General features: G+C 53.4%; 27 protein-coding genes and 1 pseudogene. 11 read left to right on the top strand and 17 right to left on the bottom strand.

The genetic code is table 11. The features are described 5' to 3' along the window. Positions 1–15 precede the first annotated feature (15 nt). Genes hflD through rluE form a run of 4 tightly spaced genes read right to left on the bottom strand, consistent with a single transcriptional unit; the run spans position 16 to position 2,971 of the window. On the bottom strand, positions 16–645 hold the full coding sequence (gene hflD / locus OVA10_RS15865; RefSeq protein WP_100780548.1) for a high frequency lysogenization protein HflD: 630 nt from the start codon (positions 643–645) through the stop codon (positions 16–18). A 27-nt stretch (positions 646–672) separates the two neighbouring features. Next, entirely contained in the window at positions 673–1,785 is a 1,113-nt protein-coding gene (mnmA, locus tag OVA10_RS15860; RefSeq protein WP_100780547.1) for a tRNA 2-thiouridine(34) synthase MnmA, read from the bottom strand. A 40-nt stretch (positions 1,786–1,825) separates the two neighbouring features. Continuing rightward, entirely contained in the window at positions 1,826–2,299 is a 474-nt protein-coding gene (locus OVA10_RS15855; RefSeq protein WP_268196332.1) for an NUDIX hydrolase, read from the bottom strand. A 9-nt stretch (positions 2,300–2,308) separates the two neighbouring features. Further along, positions 2,309–2,971 carry a 23S rRNA pseudouridine(2457) synthase RluE gene (rluE, locus tag OVA10_RS15850; RefSeq protein ID WP_100780545.1) on the bottom strand — a complete coding sequence of 221 codons (663 nt, stop codon included), beginning with the start codon at positions 2,969–2,971 and terminating at the stop codon, positions 2,309–2,311. A gap of 108 nt (positions 2,972–3,079) precedes the next feature. On the opposite strand from rluE, the gene icd reads away from it, so the two are divergent. After that, positions 3,080–4,330 (top strand): NADP-dependent isocitrate dehydrogenase, encoded by a 1,251-nt coding sequence (gene icd / locus OVA10_RS15845; protein WP_102103468.1) that lies wholly within the window; start codon positions 3,080–3,082, stop codon positions 4,328–4,330. A 113-nt stretch (positions 4,331–4,443) separates the two neighbouring features. Here icd and OVA10_RS15840 read toward each other — a convergent pair whose 3' ends face one another. From OVA10_RS15840 to OVA10_RS15785, 12 genes and pseudogenes are all read right to left on the bottom strand, one after another. Next, positions 4,444–5,571, bottom strand: coding sequence for a site-specific integrase (locus OVA10_RS15840; RefSeq protein ID WP_268196330.1), 1,128 nt, complete (start codon positions 5,569–5,571; stop codon positions 4,444–4,446). Then, positions 5,552–5,797, bottom strand: coding sequence for an excisionase (locus tag OVA10_RS15835; protein ID WP_268196329.1), 246 nt, complete (start codon positions 5,795–5,797; stop codon positions 5,552–5,554). The genes OVA10_RS15840 and OVA10_RS15835 overlap by 20 nt, the downstream gene beginning before the upstream one ends. Positions 5,798–5,840: 43 nt before the next feature. Beyond that, positions 5,841–6,410: a 3'-5' exonuclease gene (locus OVA10_RS15830; RefSeq protein ID WP_268196328.1), complete on the bottom strand. Its 570-nt coding sequence runs from the start codon at positions 6,408–6,410 to the stop codon at positions 5,841–5,843. A gap of 2 nt (positions 6,411–6,412) precedes the next feature. Then, positions 6,413–6,586: a hypothetical protein gene (locus tag OVA10_RS15825; RefSeq protein WP_268196327.1), complete on the bottom strand. Its 174-nt coding sequence runs from the start codon at positions 6,584–6,586 to the stop codon at positions 6,413–6,415. Continuing rightward, complete coding sequence (locus OVA10_RS15820; RefSeq protein ID WP_268196326.1) at positions 6,583–7,002, bottom strand: hypothetical protein; 420 nt, start codon at positions 7,000–7,002, stop codon at positions 6,583–6,585. Before OVA10_RS15820 ends, OVA10_RS15825 begins: the two co-directional genes overlap by 4 nt. Continuing rightward, positions 6,992–7,201 carry a hypothetical protein gene (locus OVA10_RS15815; RefSeq protein ID WP_268196325.1) on the bottom strand — a complete coding sequence of 70 codons (210 nt, stop codon included), beginning with the start codon at positions 7,199–7,201 and terminating at the stop codon, positions 6,992–6,994. Before OVA10_RS15815 ends, OVA10_RS15820 begins: the two co-directional genes overlap by 11 nt. After that, positions 7,201–7,512 (bottom strand): hypothetical protein, encoded by a 312-nt coding sequence (locus OVA10_RS15810; protein WP_268196324.1) that lies wholly within the window; start codon positions 7,510–7,512, stop codon positions 7,201–7,203. Before OVA10_RS15810 ends, OVA10_RS15815 begins: the two co-directional genes overlap by 1 nt. Before the next feature lie 5 nt (positions 7,513–7,517). After that, positions 7,518–7,904: a hypothetical protein gene (locus tag OVA10_RS15805; RefSeq protein WP_268196323.1), complete on the bottom strand. Its 387-nt coding sequence runs from the start codon at positions 7,902–7,904 to the stop codon at positions 7,518–7,520. Further along, complete coding sequence (locus OVA10_RS15800; protein ID WP_268196322.1) at positions 7,901–8,431, bottom strand: HD family hydrolase; 531 nt, start codon at positions 8,429–8,431, stop codon at positions 7,901–7,903. Before OVA10_RS15800 ends, OVA10_RS15805 begins: the two co-directional genes overlap by 4 nt. A 131-nt stretch (positions 8,432–8,562) precedes the next feature. Then, positions 8,563–9,393, bottom strand: a complete 831-nt coding sequence (locus OVA10_RS15795; RefSeq protein WP_268196321.1) for a YfdQ family protein — start codon at positions 9,391–9,393, stop codon at positions 8,563–8,565. 58 nt (positions 9,394–9,451) lie between these two features. Continuing rightward, a pseudogene (locus tag OVA10_RS15790) lies at positions 9,452–9,823 on the bottom strand (hypothetical protein). Positions 9,824–10,443: 620 nt separating this feature from the next. After that, positions 10,444–11,139: an XRE family transcriptional regulator gene (locus OVA10_RS15785; RefSeq protein ID WP_268196903.1), complete on the bottom strand. Its 696-nt coding sequence runs from the start codon at positions 11,137–11,139 to the stop codon at positions 10,444–10,446. Positions 11,140–11,237: 98 nt separating this feature from the next. Between OVA10_RS15785 and OVA10_RS15780 the strand changes: the two genes are divergently transcribed. Beyond that, positions 11,238–11,501, top strand: coding sequence for a helix-turn-helix domain-containing protein (locus OVA10_RS15780; protein WP_268196320.1), 264 nt, complete (start codon positions 11,238–11,240; stop codon positions 11,499–11,501). A 164-nt stretch (positions 11,502–11,665) separates the two neighbouring features. Here the strand turns inward: OVA10_RS15780 and OVA10_RS15775 are convergent, their stop codons facing one another. After that, the gene (locus OVA10_RS15775) at positions 11,666–11,878 is read right to left on the bottom strand and encodes a hypothetical protein (protein ID WP_268196319.1); all 213 of its coding nucleotides are present in this window, start codon (positions 11,876–11,878) and stop codon (positions 11,666–11,668) included. 82 nt (positions 11,879–11,960) lie between these two features. Here OVA10_RS15775 and OVA10_RS15770 point away from each other — a divergent pair, with 82 nt between their 5' ends. From OVA10_RS15770 to OVA10_RS15730, 9 genes are read left to right on the top strand one after another with little or no spacing between them, the layout of a single operon-like run. Further along, positions 11,961–12,515 carry a YmfL family putative regulatory protein gene (locus OVA10_RS15770; RefSeq protein WP_268196318.1) on the top strand — a complete coding sequence of 185 codons (555 nt, stop codon included), beginning with the start codon at positions 11,961–11,963 and terminating at the stop codon, positions 12,513–12,515. Further along, positions 12,512–12,706, top strand: coding sequence for a hypothetical protein (locus OVA10_RS15765; RefSeq protein WP_326493398.1), 195 nt, complete (start codon positions 12,512–12,514; stop codon positions 12,704–12,706). The genes OVA10_RS15770 and OVA10_RS15765 overlap by 4 nt, the downstream gene beginning before the upstream one ends. Further along, the gene (locus tag OVA10_RS15760) at positions 12,690–13,391 is read left to right on the top strand and encodes a phage antirepressor KilAC domain-containing protein (RefSeq protein ID WP_268196317.1); all 702 of its coding nucleotides are present in this window, start codon (positions 12,690–12,692) and stop codon (positions 13,389–13,391) included. The genes OVA10_RS15765 and OVA10_RS15760 overlap by 17 nt, the downstream gene beginning before the upstream one ends. Before the next feature lies 1 nt (position 13,392). Continuing rightward, positions 13,393–13,572, top strand: coding sequence for a DUF4222 domain-containing protein (locus tag OVA10_RS15755; protein WP_268196316.1), 180 nt, complete (start codon positions 13,393–13,395; stop codon positions 13,570–13,572). Further along, entirely contained in the window at positions 13,569–14,429 is an 861-nt protein-coding gene (locus OVA10_RS15750; RefSeq protein ID WP_268196314.1) for a conserved phage C-terminal domain-containing protein, read from the top strand. The genes OVA10_RS15755 and OVA10_RS15750 overlap by 4 nt, the downstream gene beginning before the upstream one ends. A gap of 5 nt (positions 14,430–14,434) precedes the next feature. Beyond that, positions 14,435–14,854, top strand: coding sequence for a PerC family transcriptional regulator (locus OVA10_RS15745; RefSeq protein WP_268196313.1), 420 nt, complete (start codon positions 14,435–14,437; stop codon positions 14,852–14,854). Further along, entirely contained in the window at positions 14,854–15,744 is an 891-nt protein-coding gene (locus OVA10_RS15740; protein WP_268196312.1) for a phage N-6-adenine-methyltransferase, read from the top strand. The genes OVA10_RS15745 and OVA10_RS15740 overlap by 1 nt, the downstream gene beginning before the upstream one ends. Further along, a complete protein-coding gene (locus OVA10_RS15735) occupies positions 15,737–17,467 on the top strand; it encodes a DNA cytosine methyltransferase (RefSeq protein ID WP_268196311.1) in 1,731 nt (576 codons plus the stop codon). The genes OVA10_RS15740 and OVA10_RS15735 overlap by 8 nt, the downstream gene beginning before the upstream one ends. After that, positions 17,464–18,501: a DUF968 domain-containing protein gene (locus OVA10_RS15730; RefSeq protein ID WP_268196310.1), complete on the top strand. Its 1,038-nt coding sequence runs from the start codon at positions 17,464–17,466 to the stop codon at positions 18,499–18,501. Before OVA10_RS15735 ends, OVA10_RS15730 begins: the two co-directional genes overlap by 4 nt. The last annotated feature ends 12 nt before the right edge of the window (positions 18,502–18,513 follow it).

Here is an 18,513-nt window from a genome sequence, read left to right as displayed (position 1 = left end):
CGCAACTCCGGGAGGTTAACAATGAGCAAGAATTTGTTTTGCCTGAGTCGTCAGGCGATTACGAGAGAACATTAACTGCAGTCGGCCACCGCCAACCTGTTGCCACAGTACGGCGGCACGAATCCCGGCCAGCAGCGAGGCGCGAACTTTCGCCTGTACCTGTGGGCTTTGCAGCACGGCAGGGGAGCCGGTGACCTGGATGCGTGGCCCAAGCGGGCTGATGACATCGACATAAATCGCGGCCATCGCACTCAGGAGGGTTTCAGACTGCAAATCAAAATGGTCGAGCTGACGCTGCAGCCCGGCGATGCGGTTGCCGAGCGTATCCATCGCCCCTTTCGCGCTGTTGAGCTTACGCTCCAGCACCATCAGGCTCAACGTGTAGCGGGTCAGTTCTGCATTCAGCCCCTGGCGGTTGCTGGCATTGAGCACGCCGAGCAGGGTTTCGAGACCGAGGCGAAGATTCGTTTCACTGCCACCGAACACACCGAGCGTAGAGCCGGGGTTAAGGTCAATAACGCTGTTGAGCGAAACGTGCAGCGCGTCAGCATCGCAATGACCCTGATGCGCCAGCTGTTGCACCAGACGGGCTGACTGGCAAATTCCTGCCAGTGCCAGGGTGATGTCATAATAATTCTTCGCCACACAGGCTCCTTTTGGTGTGCAATCGGTTTAAACAGCGGCCAGCGGGAGACGCTGTTCAATGATCCCGCCGCCGAGGCAGATTTCGCCGCTGTAGAAGACGGCGGACTGGCCAGGGGTAACGGCAGAGACAGGCTCGTCGAAACGCACTTCGATGCGTTCGTCATCAATAGCCGTTACGGTGCAGGGGATATCAGTCTGACGATAGCGGGTTTTCACCGTGCAGCGCAGGGTGCCGGTGAACGGTTCGCGATCGACCCAGTGCAGTTGCTGGGCAATAAGGCCGACGGACATCAGACGCGGATGTTCGTGCCCCTGAGCCACAACCAGAATATTGTTTTCAACGTCTTTATCGACCACGTACCACGGCTCTTCGCTGCCGTCTTTGGTGCCGCCGATGCCCAGCCCTTTACGCTGGCCGAGGGTGTGATACATCAGCCCCTGATGCTCGCCGACGTCATCGCCGTCAACGGTGATAATTTTGCCCGGCTGCGCAGGCAGATAGCGGCCGAGGAATTCGCGGAATTTACGTTCGCCGATAAAGCAGATGCCGGTAGAGTCTTTTTTCTTCGCGGTAATCAGATCCAGATCTTCAGCGATTTTACGCACTTCCGGTTTTTCCAGTTCACCGACCGGGAACAGGCTTTGCGCAATCTGCTCGTGGCCCAGGGTGTAGAGGAAATAGCTCTGATCTTTGTTACCGTCGAGACCGCGCAGCAGCTGGCTTTTGCCATCCACATCGGCACGACGCACGTAGTGGCCGGTCGCGATAAAGTCCGCGCCCAGATCTTCGGCGGCGAATTCGAGGAACGCCTTGAATTTGATCTCTTTGTTGCAGAGGATATCCGGGTTCGGAGTGCGGCCCGCTTTGTACTCTTCGAGGAAGAGTTCGAACACGTTGTCCCAGTACTCTGCAGCAAAGTTTACGGTATGCAGCTCAATGCCGAGTTTGTCGCACACGGCCTGCGCATCCGCAAGATCCGCCGCAGCCGTGCAATATTCCTCGCCATCATCTTCCTCCCAGTTCTTCATGAACAGGCCTTCCACCTTATAACCCTGCTGTTGCAACAGGTAGGCGGAAACGGAGGAATCGACACCGCCGGACATGCCGACGATTACTTTTTTCTGGCTGTTATCTGACATGGAATACTCACGACATTGAACTTAAAGGCGGCGTATTCTATCACGCGCCCCCGGTGTTGGCACCCTCTGTAAACGGCCAGTTAAATTCCGCGATCACCTCAAGCGGCAAGCGGCTGCCGGACTGGTAACAACGAATACTTTCGGCAACCAGCGGTGAGCGCAGGTTTGGGGCATTCAGGATTTCATCAGCAGTGACCCACAGGCAACGATCGATGTCGTCATCGTGCGGTTCAGTGGCGCACATTTCGTTAAGTTCGACGACGAACAAAAAGCGCAGGAAGGGCGTGCGATCGGGGGCGATCCACTGATGCAGACGAACAAAGTGCTGCGGCTCGGCATGAATGCCGGTCTCTTCCCACAGCTCACGGCGGGCGGCCTGCACCAGCGTTTCGTCGGCTTCGAGATGGCCTGCAGGCTGGTTCCACAGCGCTTTCCCGTTGATGGTCTCTTCTACGACCAGAAATTTTCCTTCGGCGTGAACTACGCAGGCGACGGTAACGTGTGGTTTAAACATCTGTTCTCCTTAGATTGAATCGATCGGAATCTCTCGCCACTCACCGGACGCCAGCGTGTCCAGCGTCAGGGAACCCATCGCATAGCGTATCAGACGCAAGGTTGGGAAACCGACATGCGCTGTCATGCGTCGCACCTGTCGATTCCGTCCTTCGTATAAGGTGATTTTCAACCAGCTGGTGGGGATAGTTTTGCGCTCGCGAACGGGCGGATTGCGCGGCCACAGCCACTGCGGTTCCTCGACCCGTTCGACGCCTGCGGGCAGGGTGGGACCGTCATTGAGCGTAACGCCATTGCGCAGAGCCTCGACCGCGTCCTGCGTCGGCTCGCCTTCCACCTGCACGTAGTAAATTTTGCCGGTACGTTTGCCTGGCTGAGTCAGCTGCGCCTGGAGCTGACCGTCATTGGTGAGCACCAGCAGCCCTTCGCTGTCGCGGTCCAGACGGCCTGCGGCGTAAATTCCTTGTAACGGGATGTAATCTTTTAGCGTGCTGCGTCCCGCCTCGTCTGTGAACTGCGGCAGCACATCGTAGGGTTTATTGAAGATAACCAGCCGCTTCGGTCCAGTGTCAGGCTTTTTTTTGGCGTTGCGTCGGGTGCTGAATCGTTCAACTTGGTGATTTCTAAAAGAAGTTTTGTTCATAGTGTTTTCAGAATGAATGTATTCACGCATTATAACGGAAATTCATGAGTGATTGGCGCGAGCCAGATATTCGAGTAGTATGAGGTCGCATATTACAACTCATTAACAAAAAACCAGAAGCGCTCGAAGGAGAGGTTAATGGAAAGCAAAGTAGTCGTTCCGGCGGAAGGTAAGAAGATCACCCTACAAGATGGCAAACTGAACATCCCTCACAATCCAATCATTCCTTTCATTGAAGGTGATGGTATCGGTGTGGATGTGACGCCAGCCATGATTAAAGTGGTGGATGCCGCCGTACAGAAAGCCTATAAGGGCGAGCGGAAAATTTCCTGGATGGAAATCTATACCGGCGAAAAATCTACCCAACTGTATGGCCAGGATGTCTGGCTGCCAGAAGAAACGCTGGACCTGATTCGTGATTACCGCGTTGCCATCAAAGGCCCGCTGACTACCCCGGTCGGTGGCGGTATTCGTTCCCTGAACGTGGCACTGCGCCAGCAACTTGACCTGTACGTATGTTTGCGCCCGGTGCGCTACTACGCAGGCACGCCAAGCCCGGTGAAACACCCTGAACTGACCAACATGGTTATCTTCCGTGAAAACTCCGAAGACATCTATGCGGGCATCGAGTGGAAAGCCGACAGCGCCGAAGCTGAAAAAGTGATCAAATTCCTGCGTGATGAGATGGGCGTGACGAAGATTCGTTTCCCTGAACATTGCGGCATCGGCATCAAGCCGTGCTCCGAAGAAGGCACTAAACGCCTGGTTCGTGCAGCCATCGAATACGCTATCACCAACGATCGTGATTCCGTGACCCTGGTTCACAAAGGCAACATCATGAAGTTCACCGAAGGCGCTTTCAAAGACTGGGGTTACCAGTTAGCGCGTGAAGAGTTTGGCGGTGAGCTGATCGACGGCGGCCCATGGGTGAAAATCAAGAACCCAAATACCGGCAAAGAGATCGTGGTCAAAGACGTGATCGCCGATGCGTTCCTGCAGCAGATCCTGCTGCGTCCAGCTGAATACGACGTGATCGCCTGTATGAACCTGAACGGTGACTACATCTCCGACGCCCTGGCAGCCCAGGTTGGCGGTATCGGTATCGCCCCAGGCGCAAACATCGGTGACGAGTGCGCACTGTTCGAAGCAACCCACGGTACAGCACCTAAGTATGCAGGCCAGGATAAAGTGAACCCAGGTTCCATCATCCTTTCCGCAGAAATGATGCTGCGTCATATGGAATGGTTCGAAGCGGCTGACTTAATTGTTAAAGGGATGGAAGGCGCTATCAATGCGAAAACCGTCACTTACGATTTCGAACGTCTAATGGAAGGCGCTAAGCTACTGAAATGTTCAGAGTTTGGTGACGCGATAATCGCGAACATGTAATAGCGATAATTGTTAAATCTATTAACGGGAGCTTAACGCTCCCGTTGTTTTTGGATAGCCTGCTAACGGTTATCAAAATTTTATCAAAATAATTTATCAAAACCCCCCGCAATTCAGACCGCAATAGTGGTCCATCCCTTGCCCCGATCGTCGTGGTATCGAGCCGTCTGGTTCGGTGATTTATGACCGAGCAGTTTCTGCGTATCGATCCCCTGGGCTTCATAAAGGCGTTCTGCCAGTGACCGCTGTTCATGAAACGTTGCCGGTGTACCATCCCCCCATTCAATGTTCGCTTTATCCCGCGCCTTGCTGAAATTCATCGTTATAGTATTGGACCTCACGCGTGCGCCGCGTTCTGCCTGTGATGTTGCCCGGAAGAAGTGAACCATATATGGGCTGACTGCATAATCCCGGCATCTGGCAATTACATCCCGTAGGTTCCAGCCGATCGCATTCAGGCGCAGGGAAAGGGGAATTGCAATTTTGCTCCCGGTTTTCTCCTGGACGATATGGAGGTGATCGTCCCAGACATCGGTGAATTTCATATTCGAGATATCGCCAAGCCTCTGGCCAGTGACCAGCGCCAGCAGCATGGCATTCCCCATATAACTATGATTAGCGTCGGCAATGTCGAATATTTTCTGCCATTCTTCCAGCGAGAGGCGTTGTCTGGCGATCCGGCGTCGCGGCTGCTTCGTCGCAAGGGCAGGGTTATAACCCGGAGGAACCTCCCCAAAATGCTGGGCTTCCTTAAAAATGTCGATCAGCACAGAGCGGATCACCTGCGCCATTCTCGGCTGCCCGGCGGCAATATAGTCATCGAGGATCTGCGCAACGTCGCGAACGTCAACTGCCGATATCAGCTTCATACCTACACGCTCCTTAAGTAGTGATACTGGTTTGGATTTTTGTTTATAGGTGTTCAGCTTTATATCGCCAGCTTCAAGACGTTCCTCTTGTATTTTCCAGTAACGATCAAGCCACGTTATGGTGGTGATCGCTTTTCCTTTACTGGTGGCGATCCGGTCGCTGAGTGCTAATATTTGTCTGGTTCTCTGTTCGGCTAAACGGGAATTAGCTTCGATTGCAATGGATATAGCCTCTTCCTCATTTGTTCCGAGGCTATGAAATTTCCCGGTTATCGGGTGTTTATATCGCCAGTAAACTTTGTTCACTTTTCGGCTATATAATGGGTAAAGGTTTGGCACCTTAACGTTATTCTTACGAGGTCTGGCAGCCATCGGATAATATCCTCTGAAGCAGTGGCGAATCTGATTTATTAATCACTGGTTGAGTTATATTTCCGGTTATTTCCGCATCTTCTCGTACCCGCCAGAACTTGCCTTCTTTACGCGCTGGTGGTGTGAACATGCTTTGCTTTGCATATCGGCGCAATGTGTCCATGCTTGGGGGATTGCTCCGGTACTTCTCTGCGGCCCATTCTTCTAAAGTCAGCATCTGAAGCATAGTGTTTCCTCCATACGGCCCGGCTGCACCCGGGCCTACAGGTTTATTCTTCGGTACTGGCCGGCAGCAGGCGCTGCCAGATGGCTGAAACGTACTTCACCTGGTGGCGAGCATCAGCCAGCGCATTGTGAGCCACACCATCGAACGGCATATCACGCTTCGGATCGAAGCCCATCTGGCGACCAAGAAGCACCATGGTGCGCACGTCGCTGTCATTCCAGAATTTCCAAGGGCAGACGTGTCCGGCGCGCTCATATGCCGACCGCAGAATGACGTTATCGAAGTTCGCGCCGTTACCCCAGACGTTCAGATAGCGCGGGTTGTCAGAGTTACGGCTGATAAACGCACTCAATTCAGATAGTGCTTCTGCTATATGGCGTGCATCGTCAGTACATACTGCCGCTCGTGCTTCTGCTGACTGCTTCAGCCACCACAGGATGGTATCGCCGTCGGGAACAGCACCCTGCTCCATGGCGCTGGGTAGGCTCACGGCAGTGTAGAATTCAGCGCCCAACTCACCGTTTTGTGGATCGAAGAACACAGCACCGATCGCGACAATTGGCGCAGCAGGCTTATTGCCCATGGTTTCGAGGTCGATCATTAAATGGTTCATTATTAGCTCTCAAATTTCCAAGAATGGTTGATAATTTCAGTGGCATCGCCACGGCATGGGTTGTCCAACTTCATCCCGTTACACTGACCGTACTCAACATCCACCCAATCATGAATATCTTTGTCGGTAGCGTGATCGGGAACGTCAATTTCCAGTGTGATGACAATGGTTTTCATTGCTCCTCCTGCTTCGGTATAGCTGGGAGCATGGCCGTGTGATAAGCGGAAATCCCCGCTTTTACGCGATCCCACGCCGCATGGTCGCGGTCTGATATGCGAATGACTTCCTCCATTGATGCCAGCAACTCGGAGGGTAATACATAATCAAGCTGTGGGGCTGTATAGAGAGGGACGACGTAGACACCTCCATTCTCTGCAACGTCCCGTTCCGCATCCGCTTTGGTGAATTTTAGATATGACTGATATCGATGAACCGAAAGCCAGTATTTAGGTTCGCCTGCCGCTTTCCGGTATTGCTGAAGCTCTGCCAGCACGACAGAAAGCTCACTGTATGAAACGTTGCAGTCAACCAAACCATCTACATGGGCAATCATTTCAGCCAGGCGATCGTCTGTTAGGTTGTTATTGGTCATTTTTGGCACGCTCCTCTTCACGAGCGGTCAGCTCAGTATGTGCAGCCTGCATCTTGTTAAGTGCCATCATCCTGTCAGGCGCTGGCAAATACCTGAACATTTCAATGACGCAACCAAGCAGCTTCCCTTCGACTTCGCCGGTCATTGTCGGCAGCCAGATTTTAGCTTTCGCGCTATAAGGTGGTTTTTTGGTAGCCATTAATCTTCTTCCTCTGGCAAGACCAGAATTGTGTCGTCCGGCACCGTGATGGTGAGCTGCGCACTGTAACCACGCTCATGCACGGCGTAAGTGACGGGCCATTCAGGCAGTGGCATATCTTCTGCAACTTGGCTGATGCCGAGACTCCACACCCCGGAGTCAAGGTAATAACCGACCACCTGCATTTCACCCTCGGTAGATTTGAGGTGATAGATGCCGGGGCTGTTGAAGCAGCCAATCTCTTCGCGAATGGCACCTTCGCACTCCAACAGATCATCGCTGGCGCCATAAAAAGTAAGTTCTTTTGCCATGTCAGTTATTCCTTATTTGTAGACTGCTGATCAGCTGCAGCGGCTTTGATGCGCGCCAGTTCGTTGCTAGCCTCATTGCTCCAGTTTGCGCCGTGCTTCAGGTACAGCTTGAGCATCCAGTGAATGACCGTAGCTTGCTCACACTCCGACTTTCTGGGAATGTCGTAACCGTCTACACGTAAGCATTCAGCCAGACCTGCACACAGAAAATTTGGCCTGCCGAGTATAGCCAGCAGGTGATCATCCATCGGCGGGATGGTGTGTTCTTTAACCAGCGCGGCCTGAACATCGAGCTGAGTAGCCAGCTGCTTAACCATTGTTGCGTCTGGCTCGCCGAGTCTTTTTGAAAGCTGGTGGCCTGCCGCCACCAGATCGGGAATAGAGGCGTTCACAGGCGCTCTCCTGTCAGTTCTGCGAAGCGGTTCAAAAACAGGCCGTAAGCCTGGCCGGGTTTGAGAGGGATGATGGCAATTTCTTCTGATGGCGGTATGCCTTCGAGAACAGGCCAGATCGAACCATCATCCAGATCGAGGTCGCGACGTTCGGTCGCCAGCATGATCAGATCCGCATATTTAACCGGCGTGCTCATGGTTTCAGGCAGGCCGTACTTCTGGCGAATCACAATGTCCACTGCTTCTTCGATACGCTGGTAGTCCGGCAGCAGGCGTTTCAGCGGTGCAGGAATATCCTGGCAATATGCCTCGGCGGCATCGTGCATCAGGGCTTCAAGGGAAAACTCTGCTGGCACAATCTGGCTACACAATACTGCGTGCTGGGCGACGCTGTAGAACTCCGGCACATGCCCGGCAAAGCGGCAGATATTGGACAGGGCCACCGCAATATCATCGGTGACAATCTGACTGGCAGTTACATTGCGATAATCAATGTGCTGGCCTGAGTAGGTTTTTAAAAAGGGCATATATTCTCCATATATTCGCAGCTGCACCTGCGGCTGTTTTCGGGTGTGCGAATCCCTCGCCAGATGGCGATAAATAACGGAATTACGCTTCACTAATTGCCCCGATGTGCAGGGCAATTAAGGCAGAGCAATTACGCTTTGAAGTTACCGATAAAGGTTTCTACCGACTTACCGTCGAATTTCTCGATCAGCAGATCGCGGAACTCGTTGGCGATGGCCTCTTCCTGTGCTTCCAGCTGCACAACGCGAAGCACGAACATCGGTTCACCACTTTTCAGCAAGCTGTTGCGCAAGCTAAAACGGCGCTCAGTCAGCCCTTCATACGGCACGCATTTGAACTCGAAGGCAACCGGCATAACGTCTTTGCTGCTGGCCTCCACGCTTTCCATAAGGGACTTTTTGCCGCTGAAATCTTCGGCTTCGTGCGCGGATTCCGACACCTGTTTGATATTGACGCGGCGTACAGCCTGAGCTGCCTGCGCGATGGTCATGGTATTGCCGCTGGCATCGAACGCCGTCAGGAAGTCGCTCCAGTCTTCCAGCCATTCGGCAATCTGCTTTTGGTTCAGGCGGTCGCCGTTGATAGCCAGCAGCGCACGGACTGGTGCTGTTTTCTTCAGTTGGATAGTTGAGACGTTATCGGCATGGCCCGGATTGTCCAGGGTGCCGATGTTGAAGATCGAGCGCGCCCGCATGTTTTCGGCGTCAATAAAGCAGCGCGCATTCAGTTCGGTGGTTGCATAACTAATGGCGTAGCGCACGAAGTCATCGATACTGGTGGTATCCATTGCGCCACGGAAGCGGTAACGCTCAATGGAGAAACGTTCGAGGCTTTCAATTGAGGTGCCATCTGGCAGCGTAACAGTAGGGCAGGAAAGCCCCTGAACATCAGCAAGGTGATAGCCTGAAAGAACGAGGTCTTTAACTTGCTGAATGGCGCTACTGTCTAATTGCTGAGACATAAAAATTCCTTATTAATAAACTGAATGAATATTTAACTGCGTGTTAATTAATCGCGGCTTACTGCGCCGCTCGAAGCTTTGCGTCCGGATCCCCGCCAAGAGTGAACAGGTTGCCCTGATCTTCCTGAAGGATGGTGAGCTTGCCGCCACGGTTGACGTACATTGGTGTTTCGGTGGTGTCTTATTCAGACGCTTTCCCGCGCGGAGTAGGGCAGGAATACTGCAATTTGTGCTTGATCATCACGCGCTTCTCTTCGGTCGAGTTGCTCATGCGATCGAGGTCAAAAGTTAGGGTGACTTTGCCTTTGTTGCCGTTATTCAGAACGCCCAGCGCGGTGGTATTAAGCGCGGCGGCGATTTTGTTCATGAACACACCGGCATCCAGTTCGCCCAGAAAATCTGGCACTACGGTCATGCGATCATTGCTCATAGCGTTACCTCTTGATTAAGCGGCTGCCGCCGCCGTAAGTTTCTCCATACACAACAGAGAAGAGCACCTGCGCGCCGTTCTGCCCTTTACCTTTGCGCCCGGGTGGATTGGGTTATGAGCCCGTCGCCCGGTGATGCTCTTGTCTGTTGTGTAAAAAGGGCGGTACCAGAAATAATGGAGAGAAAACTGGTACCGCCAAACTACACACAGCAATGGAACGAGGTTGTGGTGGGGCTGCCACTCAGGCGTATGGTCAACCTGGCAACCCGGTGTCCTATACCAGATGAAGGAGAGGCACCTGGCCATACTTACCGCCGCGCCGTTTCGCGGATTACCACAACTGGAAGAACTCTGGCCCAGAACCGGACATCGGGACGTGGTATTTTCGTCAATTCAGAGTTCTTTCATGTTGTGTCTAAGCTATTAGTGCGCCTGTCTTTTCACCACTTCAGCACTGATTTTTTGCTCACCCATATCTCTCTCCTGTTAAGCCCTGTTCGCTGTTGATGGAATGAAGATAAAAGAATATTGCGAATTACGCAAGTAATAAAATGCGTAATTCGCAATATTAAAGGCGTAAAAAAGCCGCCATGTAGCGGCGGCTCTTTGCTGAGGGTGGGTTATCCGTGTCTTTTCATTGCTTGTGATTGGCTAAGCATAACTTTCCCAAACACATAAAAACGTTCTTCGTTCGATTGGTCAACCGACCACTCTCTGTATTTGGGATTATCAGATATCACCAGAATTTTGTCGGGGATCATTTGTAACCGTTTGACATAAATTTTCTCGTCAAAACCAAACACATAAATACCATCACCATCAAATTCGTTGATTGAAACATCAACAAAGATCAGGTCACCAGGCTCGATCGTATCAGCCATACTATCGCCGCGAACGTTAATCACTTTAACGGCATCTGGTGTCCTGCCACCAAACAGAGCTGCAGCTCGTTCGTTGTTATATTCGATGGATCTGATTACATCGATGACATCACTACCTTGTACAAAACCCATGCCAGCGCTTGCACTGACATCAAGCATTTCGACTCTAAACACCGGGCCACCCTCTCCATAAACTGGATTAATTATACTGGATTTGCATACAGTAGTTTCATTTATGGAAGGTGTAAAGAGTTCAGCAACATCAACGCCGAGCGCAGTTGCGTATTTGCTAAGCGATTGTTCAGTAAATGACTTTTGCTTTCCGGTTTCCACGCGAGAAACGTTAGCACCGTCAATACCAACAGCATCAGCAAGGTCAGAAATTTTCATGCCTCTCGCGAGGCGCAATTCACGAATACGGTTTCCTATGTTCATGCTTCCCATTACAGGTTGTTTTTGCGTGATATGCAAAGCAACTTGCGCAAGTTGTAAGTACACATTAATATGCGTATTGCGCAATTAAAGGGGGCATTATGCAATCACCGTTAAGGAGTTTGCGAAAATCGCAAGGTCTAACTCTCTCATATGTCGCTAACTTAGTGGACATTGATCCTGCCAACTTAAGCCGGATTGAGCGGGGGCAGCAAATCGCTTCTCTCGATGTAGCTGAACGACTAGTGAAGTTTTATTCGGGCCAGATCGACGAACTCCAGATTTTGTACCCGCAGCGTTATGTAAATCCTACACAGGATGGCGCTAAGGCTGCACCACAGAAAAGAGGAATTAACCGTGGGTAATAAGGTTTCCCAAGAACGATGGATCATAGAAGTTAAAAATGACCGCTTTAGCTTCGCAAGAGAGATTAACGGGCGCATCGAGGATTCATATGCGCCCGTGAACAAAGATAAGGCTGCTGTGTTTGCCGCTGCGATCATTCAGGGATTGGAGCCGCCGCGATTACTTACTCCGGCTGAGAGAGATTTTCAACTATCACAAGGCCATCAGAATCTCGATAAACCGCTTGATTGAATTCAACTTGTACCAGATTTTCGGCACGCCATTTTAGTCGATAGAAATCCAATCCGCTGAAAGAAAGTAGGGTATCTCGTGGGTAGTGCTGTAGTTGATCGAGAAGCTCGCCAACAGTCATTAAATTTTCATTTTGTTGAGTCATGTCAAACCTCTTTCGGTTCTGAGTTGTGGAAAACGAAGAGTATCACTGAAGGAAGGTTTGGCACCAACAGAGGTAGGTAGCAATGAATGAACATCATTGGAAAGTAGAACGTCAGCCAGCCTGGCTGGTGGCCGCAATCAAGAAGACGATTACTGATCTGCCCGGTGGTTATGCCGAGGCTGCTGGTTGGTTGGGTGTGACGGAGGATGCGCTGTTCAACCGTCTGCGCACTGGCGGTGATCAGATTTTCCCACTCGGGTGGGCAATGGTGCTTCAGCAAGCTGGTGGAGCTCACCACGTCGCTGATGCTGTAGCGCGTCATTCTGGCGGCGTCTTTGTACCGCTGGTGGAATTGGACGGTGTCGATAATGCCGACATTAACGATCGCCTGCTGGAGACGATGGAGTGGATAGGCCGACACTCGCAAATGATCCGGGGCTTTATCGCTGATGGTGTGATCGACGATCGAGAGAAGCAGGAGATAAACGAGAACAGCTATCAGGTTATGGCGAAGTGGCAGGAGCACATCACGCTGCTGTACCGCGTGTTTTGCTCGCCAGAAAAGAGTGACGCCCGCGAGTGTGCAGCTCCGGGCGCCGTGGCAGATAAATCATTGTGTATGGAGAAATCCGCATGAGCAATTTAACCGCAAATTATCAGCGAACGCAACTTCGCGCACTACCGGTTCGTGGTGGTAAGGGCGATGTGGCGTATTGCTATTTCGTAAGAGTACCCGGTGGCTGGGCTGAGGTGAACCACAGTTTCACCGAGTGGGCTGTGGGTGATTTTATTTCGCGTGGAGGGCAGCAGAATGCAGCAGACAAATAATCAAACCACTTCGGCAGCGGTTATCCCTTTCGTTGGTAATACCGTGACGATGAGTAGTCGTGAAATTGCTGCTCTGGTTCACAGCAAACATGGTGATGTTAAGCGCTCTGCTGAGCGCCTGAATTCTGCTGGAATTTTAACCGCGCCGTTGGCGCAGTTCGATTTTGAGCATAACGGCAACGTGTATCAGGAATACCGCTTCAATAAACGTGACTCATTGGTACTTGTCGCACGTCTGTCTCCTGAGTTTACCGCTGCCGTTGTGGATCGTTGGCAGGAGCTGGAGAGCAAGTCAGGCGTCCCCCAGACCTTGCCCGAAGCGCTTCGACTGGCCGCCGATATGGCAGAGCAGAACGCCCAGCTTGAGCACAAGGTTCAGCAGGATGCTCCGAAGGTAGCATTCGTCAATCACTACGTTGAAGCGGGTGGCGCCAAAAGCCTCCGCGAGACGGCTAAGATCCTCAACATGCCTGAAAAGGCGATGATTGACGTATTGCTGCGCGACAAGGTGCTGTTCCGCCAGTCTGGTAATTTGCTGCCACACGCCCTGCGCCAGCGCGAAGGCCTGTTCACCGTTAAAACCGGAACATCAGACTTCGGCCATGCCTACACCCAAACCCGCGTAACCCCGCGCGGCGTTCAATGGATTGCCGAACGCTACGCCTCAGAATTAATGGGAGGCTGACGTGGACGCGCAATTTAAAACCCTCGATCGGCTGTACAGAGACCACCACGGTATTGTTGTACACGTCATCAGGTACGAAGAAGTCAGCCAGAAGGTGATTTTCCGTCGCCCGGGATACGAGTGGGAATGCGCGGCACCCCTGATCCTGTTCAGGTCAAGATTTAAGAGGATCGATAAGTGAGCGTTAAATTATCCGCATATGTCTGGGATGGCTGTGCATCGTCTGGAATGAAGTTGTCAAGTGTGGCCATCATGGCGCGCCTGGCTGACTTCAGCAACGACGAGGGGGTCTGCTGGCCTTCTATCGAAACAATAGCGCGTCAGCTAGGGGCGGGTATCAGCACTGTGCGCACCGCAATCGCGAAGCTGGAAGCCGAAGGCTGGCTATCCCGTAAATCTCGCCGACAGGGCAACCGCAACGCGTCCAACGTGTACCGGCTGAATGTGGAAAAACTTCAGGCTGCCGCGTTTTCTCACCTGTCAGATTCTGACGGGTCAAAATCTGATGCATCAAAAACTGACCCGTCAAAATTCGACGCGTCAAAATCAGGGTGTGCAGACGGTTTTCACCCTCCAGAATCTGGCGGGGATCCGTCAGTAAATTCAACTACAGATCCATCATCTAAACCAAAAACCCCTTGTCCGGTTGCGTCGCAACCCGACCCTGAAGTGGTGATTACCGATAATGCGATCGAGGTTTTACAGCATCTGAATCTGATCAGCGGATCGCGTTACCAGAAATCAAAAACCTCGCTGGAGAACATCCGCGCCAGGCTGCGGGAGGGTTACAGCGTTTGCGACCTGAAACTGGTTATCGACCTGAAACATGAGCACTGGAACGGCAACGACGAGCAGTACCAGTACATGCGCCCTGAAACCCTGTTCGGGCCGAAGAAGTTCGAGGGCTACCTGCAAACTGGCATCCGTTGGGAGAAGAAGGGGCGGCTACCGCGTGAAGAGTGGAATAAGAACCGCGAAAGGGATGTCAACGCAATTAGCCAGGTCGACAACACGATACCGCCGGGGTTCAGAGGATAACAACGATGGAACAGGTATTTGAGTTTATCAAAAACCGCGAAGGCACAGCGCCGATCGAGGCTGCCAGAGGGCTTCCGCATCTGAACAAAAGTACGGTGCTGGGCGCGGTTCAGCGACTGTATATTTTCGGGCAGATTGACCGATTCAAGGGGTCGAGCTGCTTCCTGTATATCGTGCCATCGTCAGCAGCTGAAGCCGGTGATTCCCGACTGAAGGCGCTGGAAGAACGTGCGCTGGAATTGCAGAAGAAGGGAATGTGGCGCCGCGCTGCGACAGTGTGGCTGGCATGTTATGACCAGTCGAAACAATCTGCTGACCGCGAAACCTACATGCGCAGACGTGTGGAGTGCCTTTCTGGTTTTTCGCGCGGTGTTAATAACGGATGTCTTGAGCTTTCAGGGCGTTTTATCGGGGATCAATACTGATGACTACCAACAAATATTGCCAGGCGCTGGCGGAACTGCGAGGCCAGTCAGCGCATGAGTTGAAAGAGGTTGGCGATCAGTGGCGCACTCCGGATCTGCTGTTCTGGGGTATCAATGCGCTGTTTGGCCCACTGGTGTTGGATCTGTTTGCTGATGATCACAATGCGAAATGCCCGGCATGGTACACCGCCGAAGATAACGCGCTGGCGCAGGACTGGTCAGAACGTCTGGCTGAGCTGGGCGGCTCCGCGTTTGGCAATCCACCTTATAGCCGCTCGCAGTATCACGAAAAGCAGGCGATAACGGGCATGAGGCACATCATGAATCACGCCGCAGCAATGCGTGAGAAGGGCGGGCGCTACGTCTTCCTGATCAAAGCTACACCGAGCGAAACATGGTGGCCGGAAGGGGCTGATCATATCGTCTTTATTCGCGGTCGCATCGGGTTTGATCTCCCTGACTGGTTTGTACCAGCAGACGAGAAGCAGAAGCCCACCAGCGCCTTTTTTGCTGGTGCTATTGCGGTGTTCGATAAGTCCTGGCGCGGAGAGCGCTTCAGCTATATCAGTCGCGTGGATCTGGAGGCTAAGGGGCAGGCGTTTATGTCGCTGGCGCAGTTTGCGGCAGTCAAATTACAGCCAGCTGTCGTACCTGCTCCTGTTGTGGTTAAGCCACCAGCAGTGCTGCCGGAAACTGAATCCCGAATCTGGCCGCTGGAGGTTGGGCTGGTGTTCAATCAGGTGGAAGGTATCGAAGGTCTGGACGCTTCGCAGCAGAACAAGCTGAAAGCCAACATCAATCAGCTATGGCTCGAACGTATGCCGACCAGTGAAATCATTACCGTGGCTGGTGGACTGGTCAGCAGCATGCAGGGGGTGGCCTGTGCGTGAGATTATTGTCGATAACTTCGCTGGTGGCGGTGGTGCCTCTACCGGGATTGAGCTGGCGATCGGGCGCAGCGTGGATATTGCCATCAACCACGACGAGAACGCGATCGCCATGCATAAGACCAATCATCCGGACACACTCCATTATTGCGAGTCCGTGTTTGACGTGGACCCACTGGCGGCCACCGGCGGTAATCCGGTCGGTCTCGCGTGGTTTAGCCCTGATTGCCGCCATTTCTCAAAGGCAAAGGGAGCGAAGCCAGTAAAGAAAGAGATACGCGGTCTTGCATGGGTTGTGGTGCGCTGGGCGCTGGCGAAACGCCCACGGGTCATGATGCTGGAGAACGTGGAGGAGTTCAAAACGTGGGGGCCGCTGCTGGCTGACGAAATGCGCCCGGATCCATCCCGCACGGGCGAAACCTTCGCGGCCTTCGTCGGTATGCTGTCCACTGGCATCCCGGCGGATCATCCTGCTCTGGCGGAGGTATGCGAGTTTCTGTCCATTCCAGATGGCAGCGAGCAGGCGCAGCGGCTTGTTAACGGGCTGGGGTACAGCATTGAGTATCGCGAGCTGCGGGCCTGTGATTTTGGTGCGCCGACGATCCGCAAGCGTTTCTTTATGGTCATGCGCTGTGACGGGCAGGCAATCAACTGGCCGGAGCCGACGCACGGCGACCCGAAATCGCTGGAGGTTCAGGGCGGCAAGCTGGCGCCGTGGCGGACTGCGGCGGAGTGTATCGACTGGTCAATTCCGTGCCAGAGCATCTTCGAACGCTCTAAACCGCTGGCGGAAAACACGCTCAAGCGCATCGCTCGCGGTATTGAGCGCTTCGTGCTGAACAACCCGACACCGTTTATTGTGAAGTGCAATCACACCAGCAATCGCACGACCTACGACTGTTTTCGCGGGCAAGGGCTTGATAGCCCGCTGCAGACCATCACCAAAACCCACGGTTATGCGGTTGTGACACCCTTTATCGCTGGTAACGGAGGAAGCGAATACCAGGCAAAACCACGGGCAATCAACAAACCAGCCCACACTGTGTTGAAAGAATCCAGGGCATGCCTGGTAGCGCCAATGATAGCCCGTCAGTTTGGCAACAGTACAGGGCATGGTGCTGATGAACCAAACGGGACTGTCACCGCTGGCGGTGGCGGAAAATCTCAACTGGTGACTACCTTCCTTGCCAAACATTTTGGCGGGAACTACACCGGGCCGGGGGCCGCCATGGATGCACCGGCGCACACAGTGACAACCACGGATCATCACGCTGTTGTCACTTCTCACCTTGTTCATCTGCGCGGTACCTGCAAAGACGGTCATCAGGTTGATCAGCCTATGCGCACCATTACGGCGGGCGGGATGCATGTTGGTGAGGTGCGCGCATTTCTGACGAAATATTACGGCAATGAAAAGGGTGGTGTGTCTCTGGATGAACCGCTGGGTACGGTGACCACCAACGATCGATTTGGTCTGGTTGTGGTTGATGGCGCTGAATATCAGATCGTTGATATTGGTATGCGCATGCTGCAGCCGCATGAGCTGTACAAGGCGCAGGGCTTCCCTGATGGCTATGTTATCGATCGCGATTATCGCGGTAACCGCTATGCCAAAGACAAACAGATTGCTCGCTGCGGTAATGCCGTTCCCCCACCTTTTGCCCGGGCGCTGGTGCAGGTGAATCTGCCTGAACTATGTAAGCCGCAGCAGCAGGAGGTGGCATGAGGGCGCTGCTGACCCCTGAAATTGTACCGCGCCTCGGCGTGGTACTGCTTAAGCCAGGCAAAGAACTGATGCACCTGTTTGCTAACGGACGAGTGCTGGTTGAGCAAGCACCTCAGAGCATGGCCCTGCAGGAAACCGGGCGCGTGCCTGATGCCCGTCAGCCGCTAGCGGAAGACAGCACGCTGCACAGCTTCTTCACCGATGAACGTGTGATCCGTGCTGCTGGTGGATTGCCGGGGCTGGAATATTGGCTGGAGCGCAACGTGCGTGAATGCCAGTATCCGCACTCTGACTACCACCACCATGAACTGGTCACTATGCGCCACGCCCCCGGTGCGCTGATGCTGTGCTGGCACTGCGAAAACCAGCTGCGCGAGCAATTCACCGAGCGGCTGGCGATGCTGGCGCGGCAGAACGTCATCAGCTGGATAATCGACACTGTGCTGGCGGCCCTACGGTTCAATCGGGATCGGGAATTATCGCTCGCGGAGCTGTGCTGGTGGGCGGTTTACGTCGGTGTGGCGGAGGCCATCCCGGAAGATATGGCGACACAGGCGCTGATGCTGCCCGTTGAGCCGATCCCCAAGGTGTTCAAAGAGGCCGATATTGTGCCGACGGTTCCGGCCACCAGCATTCTGCAGAAGAGAGTGCAGCCCGCAAGGCAGTACCAGCCAGCTACCGAGCAAAAACCCGAGGTGCTGGCGTTGCGTGCGGATCCAGAATCACCGGAATCATTCATGCTGCGGCCCAAGCGCCGGCGATGGGAAAACACCACATACACACGCTGGGTCAAAAGCCAGCCGTGCGAATGTTGCCGCCGTCCGGCAGACGACCCGCATCATGTTATCGGTCACGGGATGGGCGGCACTGCCACCAAAGCCCATGACCTGTTCGTGTTCCCTCTGTGCAGAGAGTGTCACGACGAATTGCATGCCGATGTTGCGGCGTTCGAGAGGAAACACGGTACGCAGCTGGCGCTGCTATTTCGTTTTCTGGATCGGGCGCTGGCAGTTGGCGTAATAGTTAAAGCGTAATTGTATGGAGTG

Origin of the sequence: Lelliottia sp. SL45 (assembly GCF_026672535.1) — a bacterium.
Classification (GTDB): domain Bacteria; phylum Pseudomonadota; class Gammaproteobacteria; order Enterobacterales; family Enterobacteriaceae; genus Enterobacter; species Enterobacter nimipressuralis.
The sequence above is the reverse complement of the archived record's forward strand: the minus strand, read 5'-3'. Positions and strand labels throughout refer to the sequence as shown.

Excerpts from the sequence above, each read along its gene's own strand:
- OVA10_RS15830 (WP_268196328.1), bottom strand. The coding sequence starts at position 6,410 with ATGAACCATTTAATGATCGACCTCGAAACCATGGGCAATAAGCCTGCT.
- OVA10_RS15835 (WP_268196329.1), bottom strand. The coding sequence starts at position 5,797 with ATGCTTCAGATGCTGACTTTAGAAGAATGGGCCGCAGAGAAGTACCGG.
- OVA10_RS15825 (WP_268196327.1), bottom strand. The coding sequence starts at position 6,586 with ATGAAAACCATTGTCATCACACTGGAAATTGACGTTCCCGATCACGCT.
- OVA10_RS15740 (WP_268196312.1), top strand. The coding sequence starts at position 14,854 with ATGACTACCAACAAATATTGCCAGGCGCTGGCGGAACTGCGAGGCCAG.
- OVA10_RS15800 (WP_268196322.1), bottom strand. The coding sequence starts at position 8,431 with ATGCCCTTTTTAAAAACCTACTCAGGCCAGCACATTGATTATCGCAAT.
- OVA10_RS15765 (WP_326493398.1), top strand. The coding sequence starts at position 12,512 with ATGAGCAATTTAACCGCAAATTATCAGCGAACGCAACTTCGCGCACTA.
- icd (WP_102103468.1), top strand. The coding sequence starts at position 3,080 with ATGGAAAGCAAAGTAGTCGTTCCGGCGGAAGGTAAGAAGATCACCCTA.
- OVA10_RS15855 (WP_268196332.1), bottom strand. The coding sequence starts at position 2,299 with ATGTTTAAACCACACGTTACCGTCGCCTGCGTAGTTCACGCCGAAGGA.
- OVA10_RS15780 (WP_268196320.1), top strand. The coding sequence starts at position 11,238 with ATGCAATCACCGTTAAGGAGTTTGCGAAAATCGCAAGGTCTAACTCTC.
- rluE (WP_100780545.1), bottom strand. The coding sequence starts at position 2,971 with ATGCGTGAATACATTCATTCTGAAAACACTATGAACAAAACTTCTTTT.
- OVA10_RS15810 (WP_268196324.1), bottom strand. The coding sequence starts at position 7,512 with ATGGCAAAAGAACTTACTTTTTATGGCGCCAGCGATGATCTGTTGGAG.
- OVA10_RS15795 (WP_268196321.1), bottom strand. The coding sequence starts at position 9,393 with ATGTCTCAGCAATTAGACAGTAGCGCCATTCAGCAAGTTAAAGACCTC.
- OVA10_RS15730 (WP_268196310.1), top strand. The coding sequence starts at position 17,464 with ATGAGGGCGCTGCTGACCCCTGAAATTGTACCGCGCCTCGGCGTGGTA.
- OVA10_RS15820 (WP_268196326.1), bottom strand. The coding sequence starts at position 7,002 with ATGACCAATAACAACCTAACAGACGATCGCCTGGCTGAAATGATTGCC.
- OVA10_RS15785 (WP_268196903.1), bottom strand. The coding sequence starts at position 11,139 with ATGAACATAGGAAACCGTATTCGTGAATTGCGCCTCGCGAGAGGCATG.
- OVA10_RS15815 (WP_268196325.1), bottom strand. The coding sequence starts at position 7,201 with ATGGCTACCAAAAAACCACCTTATAGCGCGAAAGCTAAAATCTGGCTG.
- mnmA (WP_100780547.1), bottom strand. The coding sequence starts at position 1,785 with ATGTCAGATAACAGCCAGAAAAAAGTAATCGTCGGCATGTCCGGCGGT.
- OVA10_RS15775 (WP_268196319.1), bottom strand. The coding sequence starts at position 11,878 with ATGACTCAACAAAATGAAAATTTAATGACTGTTGGCGAGCTTCTCGAT.
- OVA10_RS15770 (WP_268196318.1), top strand. The coding sequence starts at position 11,961 with ATGAATGAACATCATTGGAAAGTAGAACGTCAGCCAGCCTGGCTGGTG.
- OVA10_RS15745 (WP_268196313.1), top strand. The coding sequence starts at position 14,435 with ATGGAACAGGTATTTGAGTTTATCAAAAACCGCGAAGGCACAGCGCCG.
- OVA10_RS15760 (WP_268196317.1), top strand. The coding sequence starts at position 12,690 with ATGCAGCAGACAAATAATCAAACCACTTCGGCAGCGGTTATCCCTTTC.
- OVA10_RS15840 (WP_268196330.1), bottom strand. The coding sequence starts at position 5,571 with ATGGCTGCCAGACCTCGTAAGAATAACGTTAAGGTGCCAAACCTTTAC.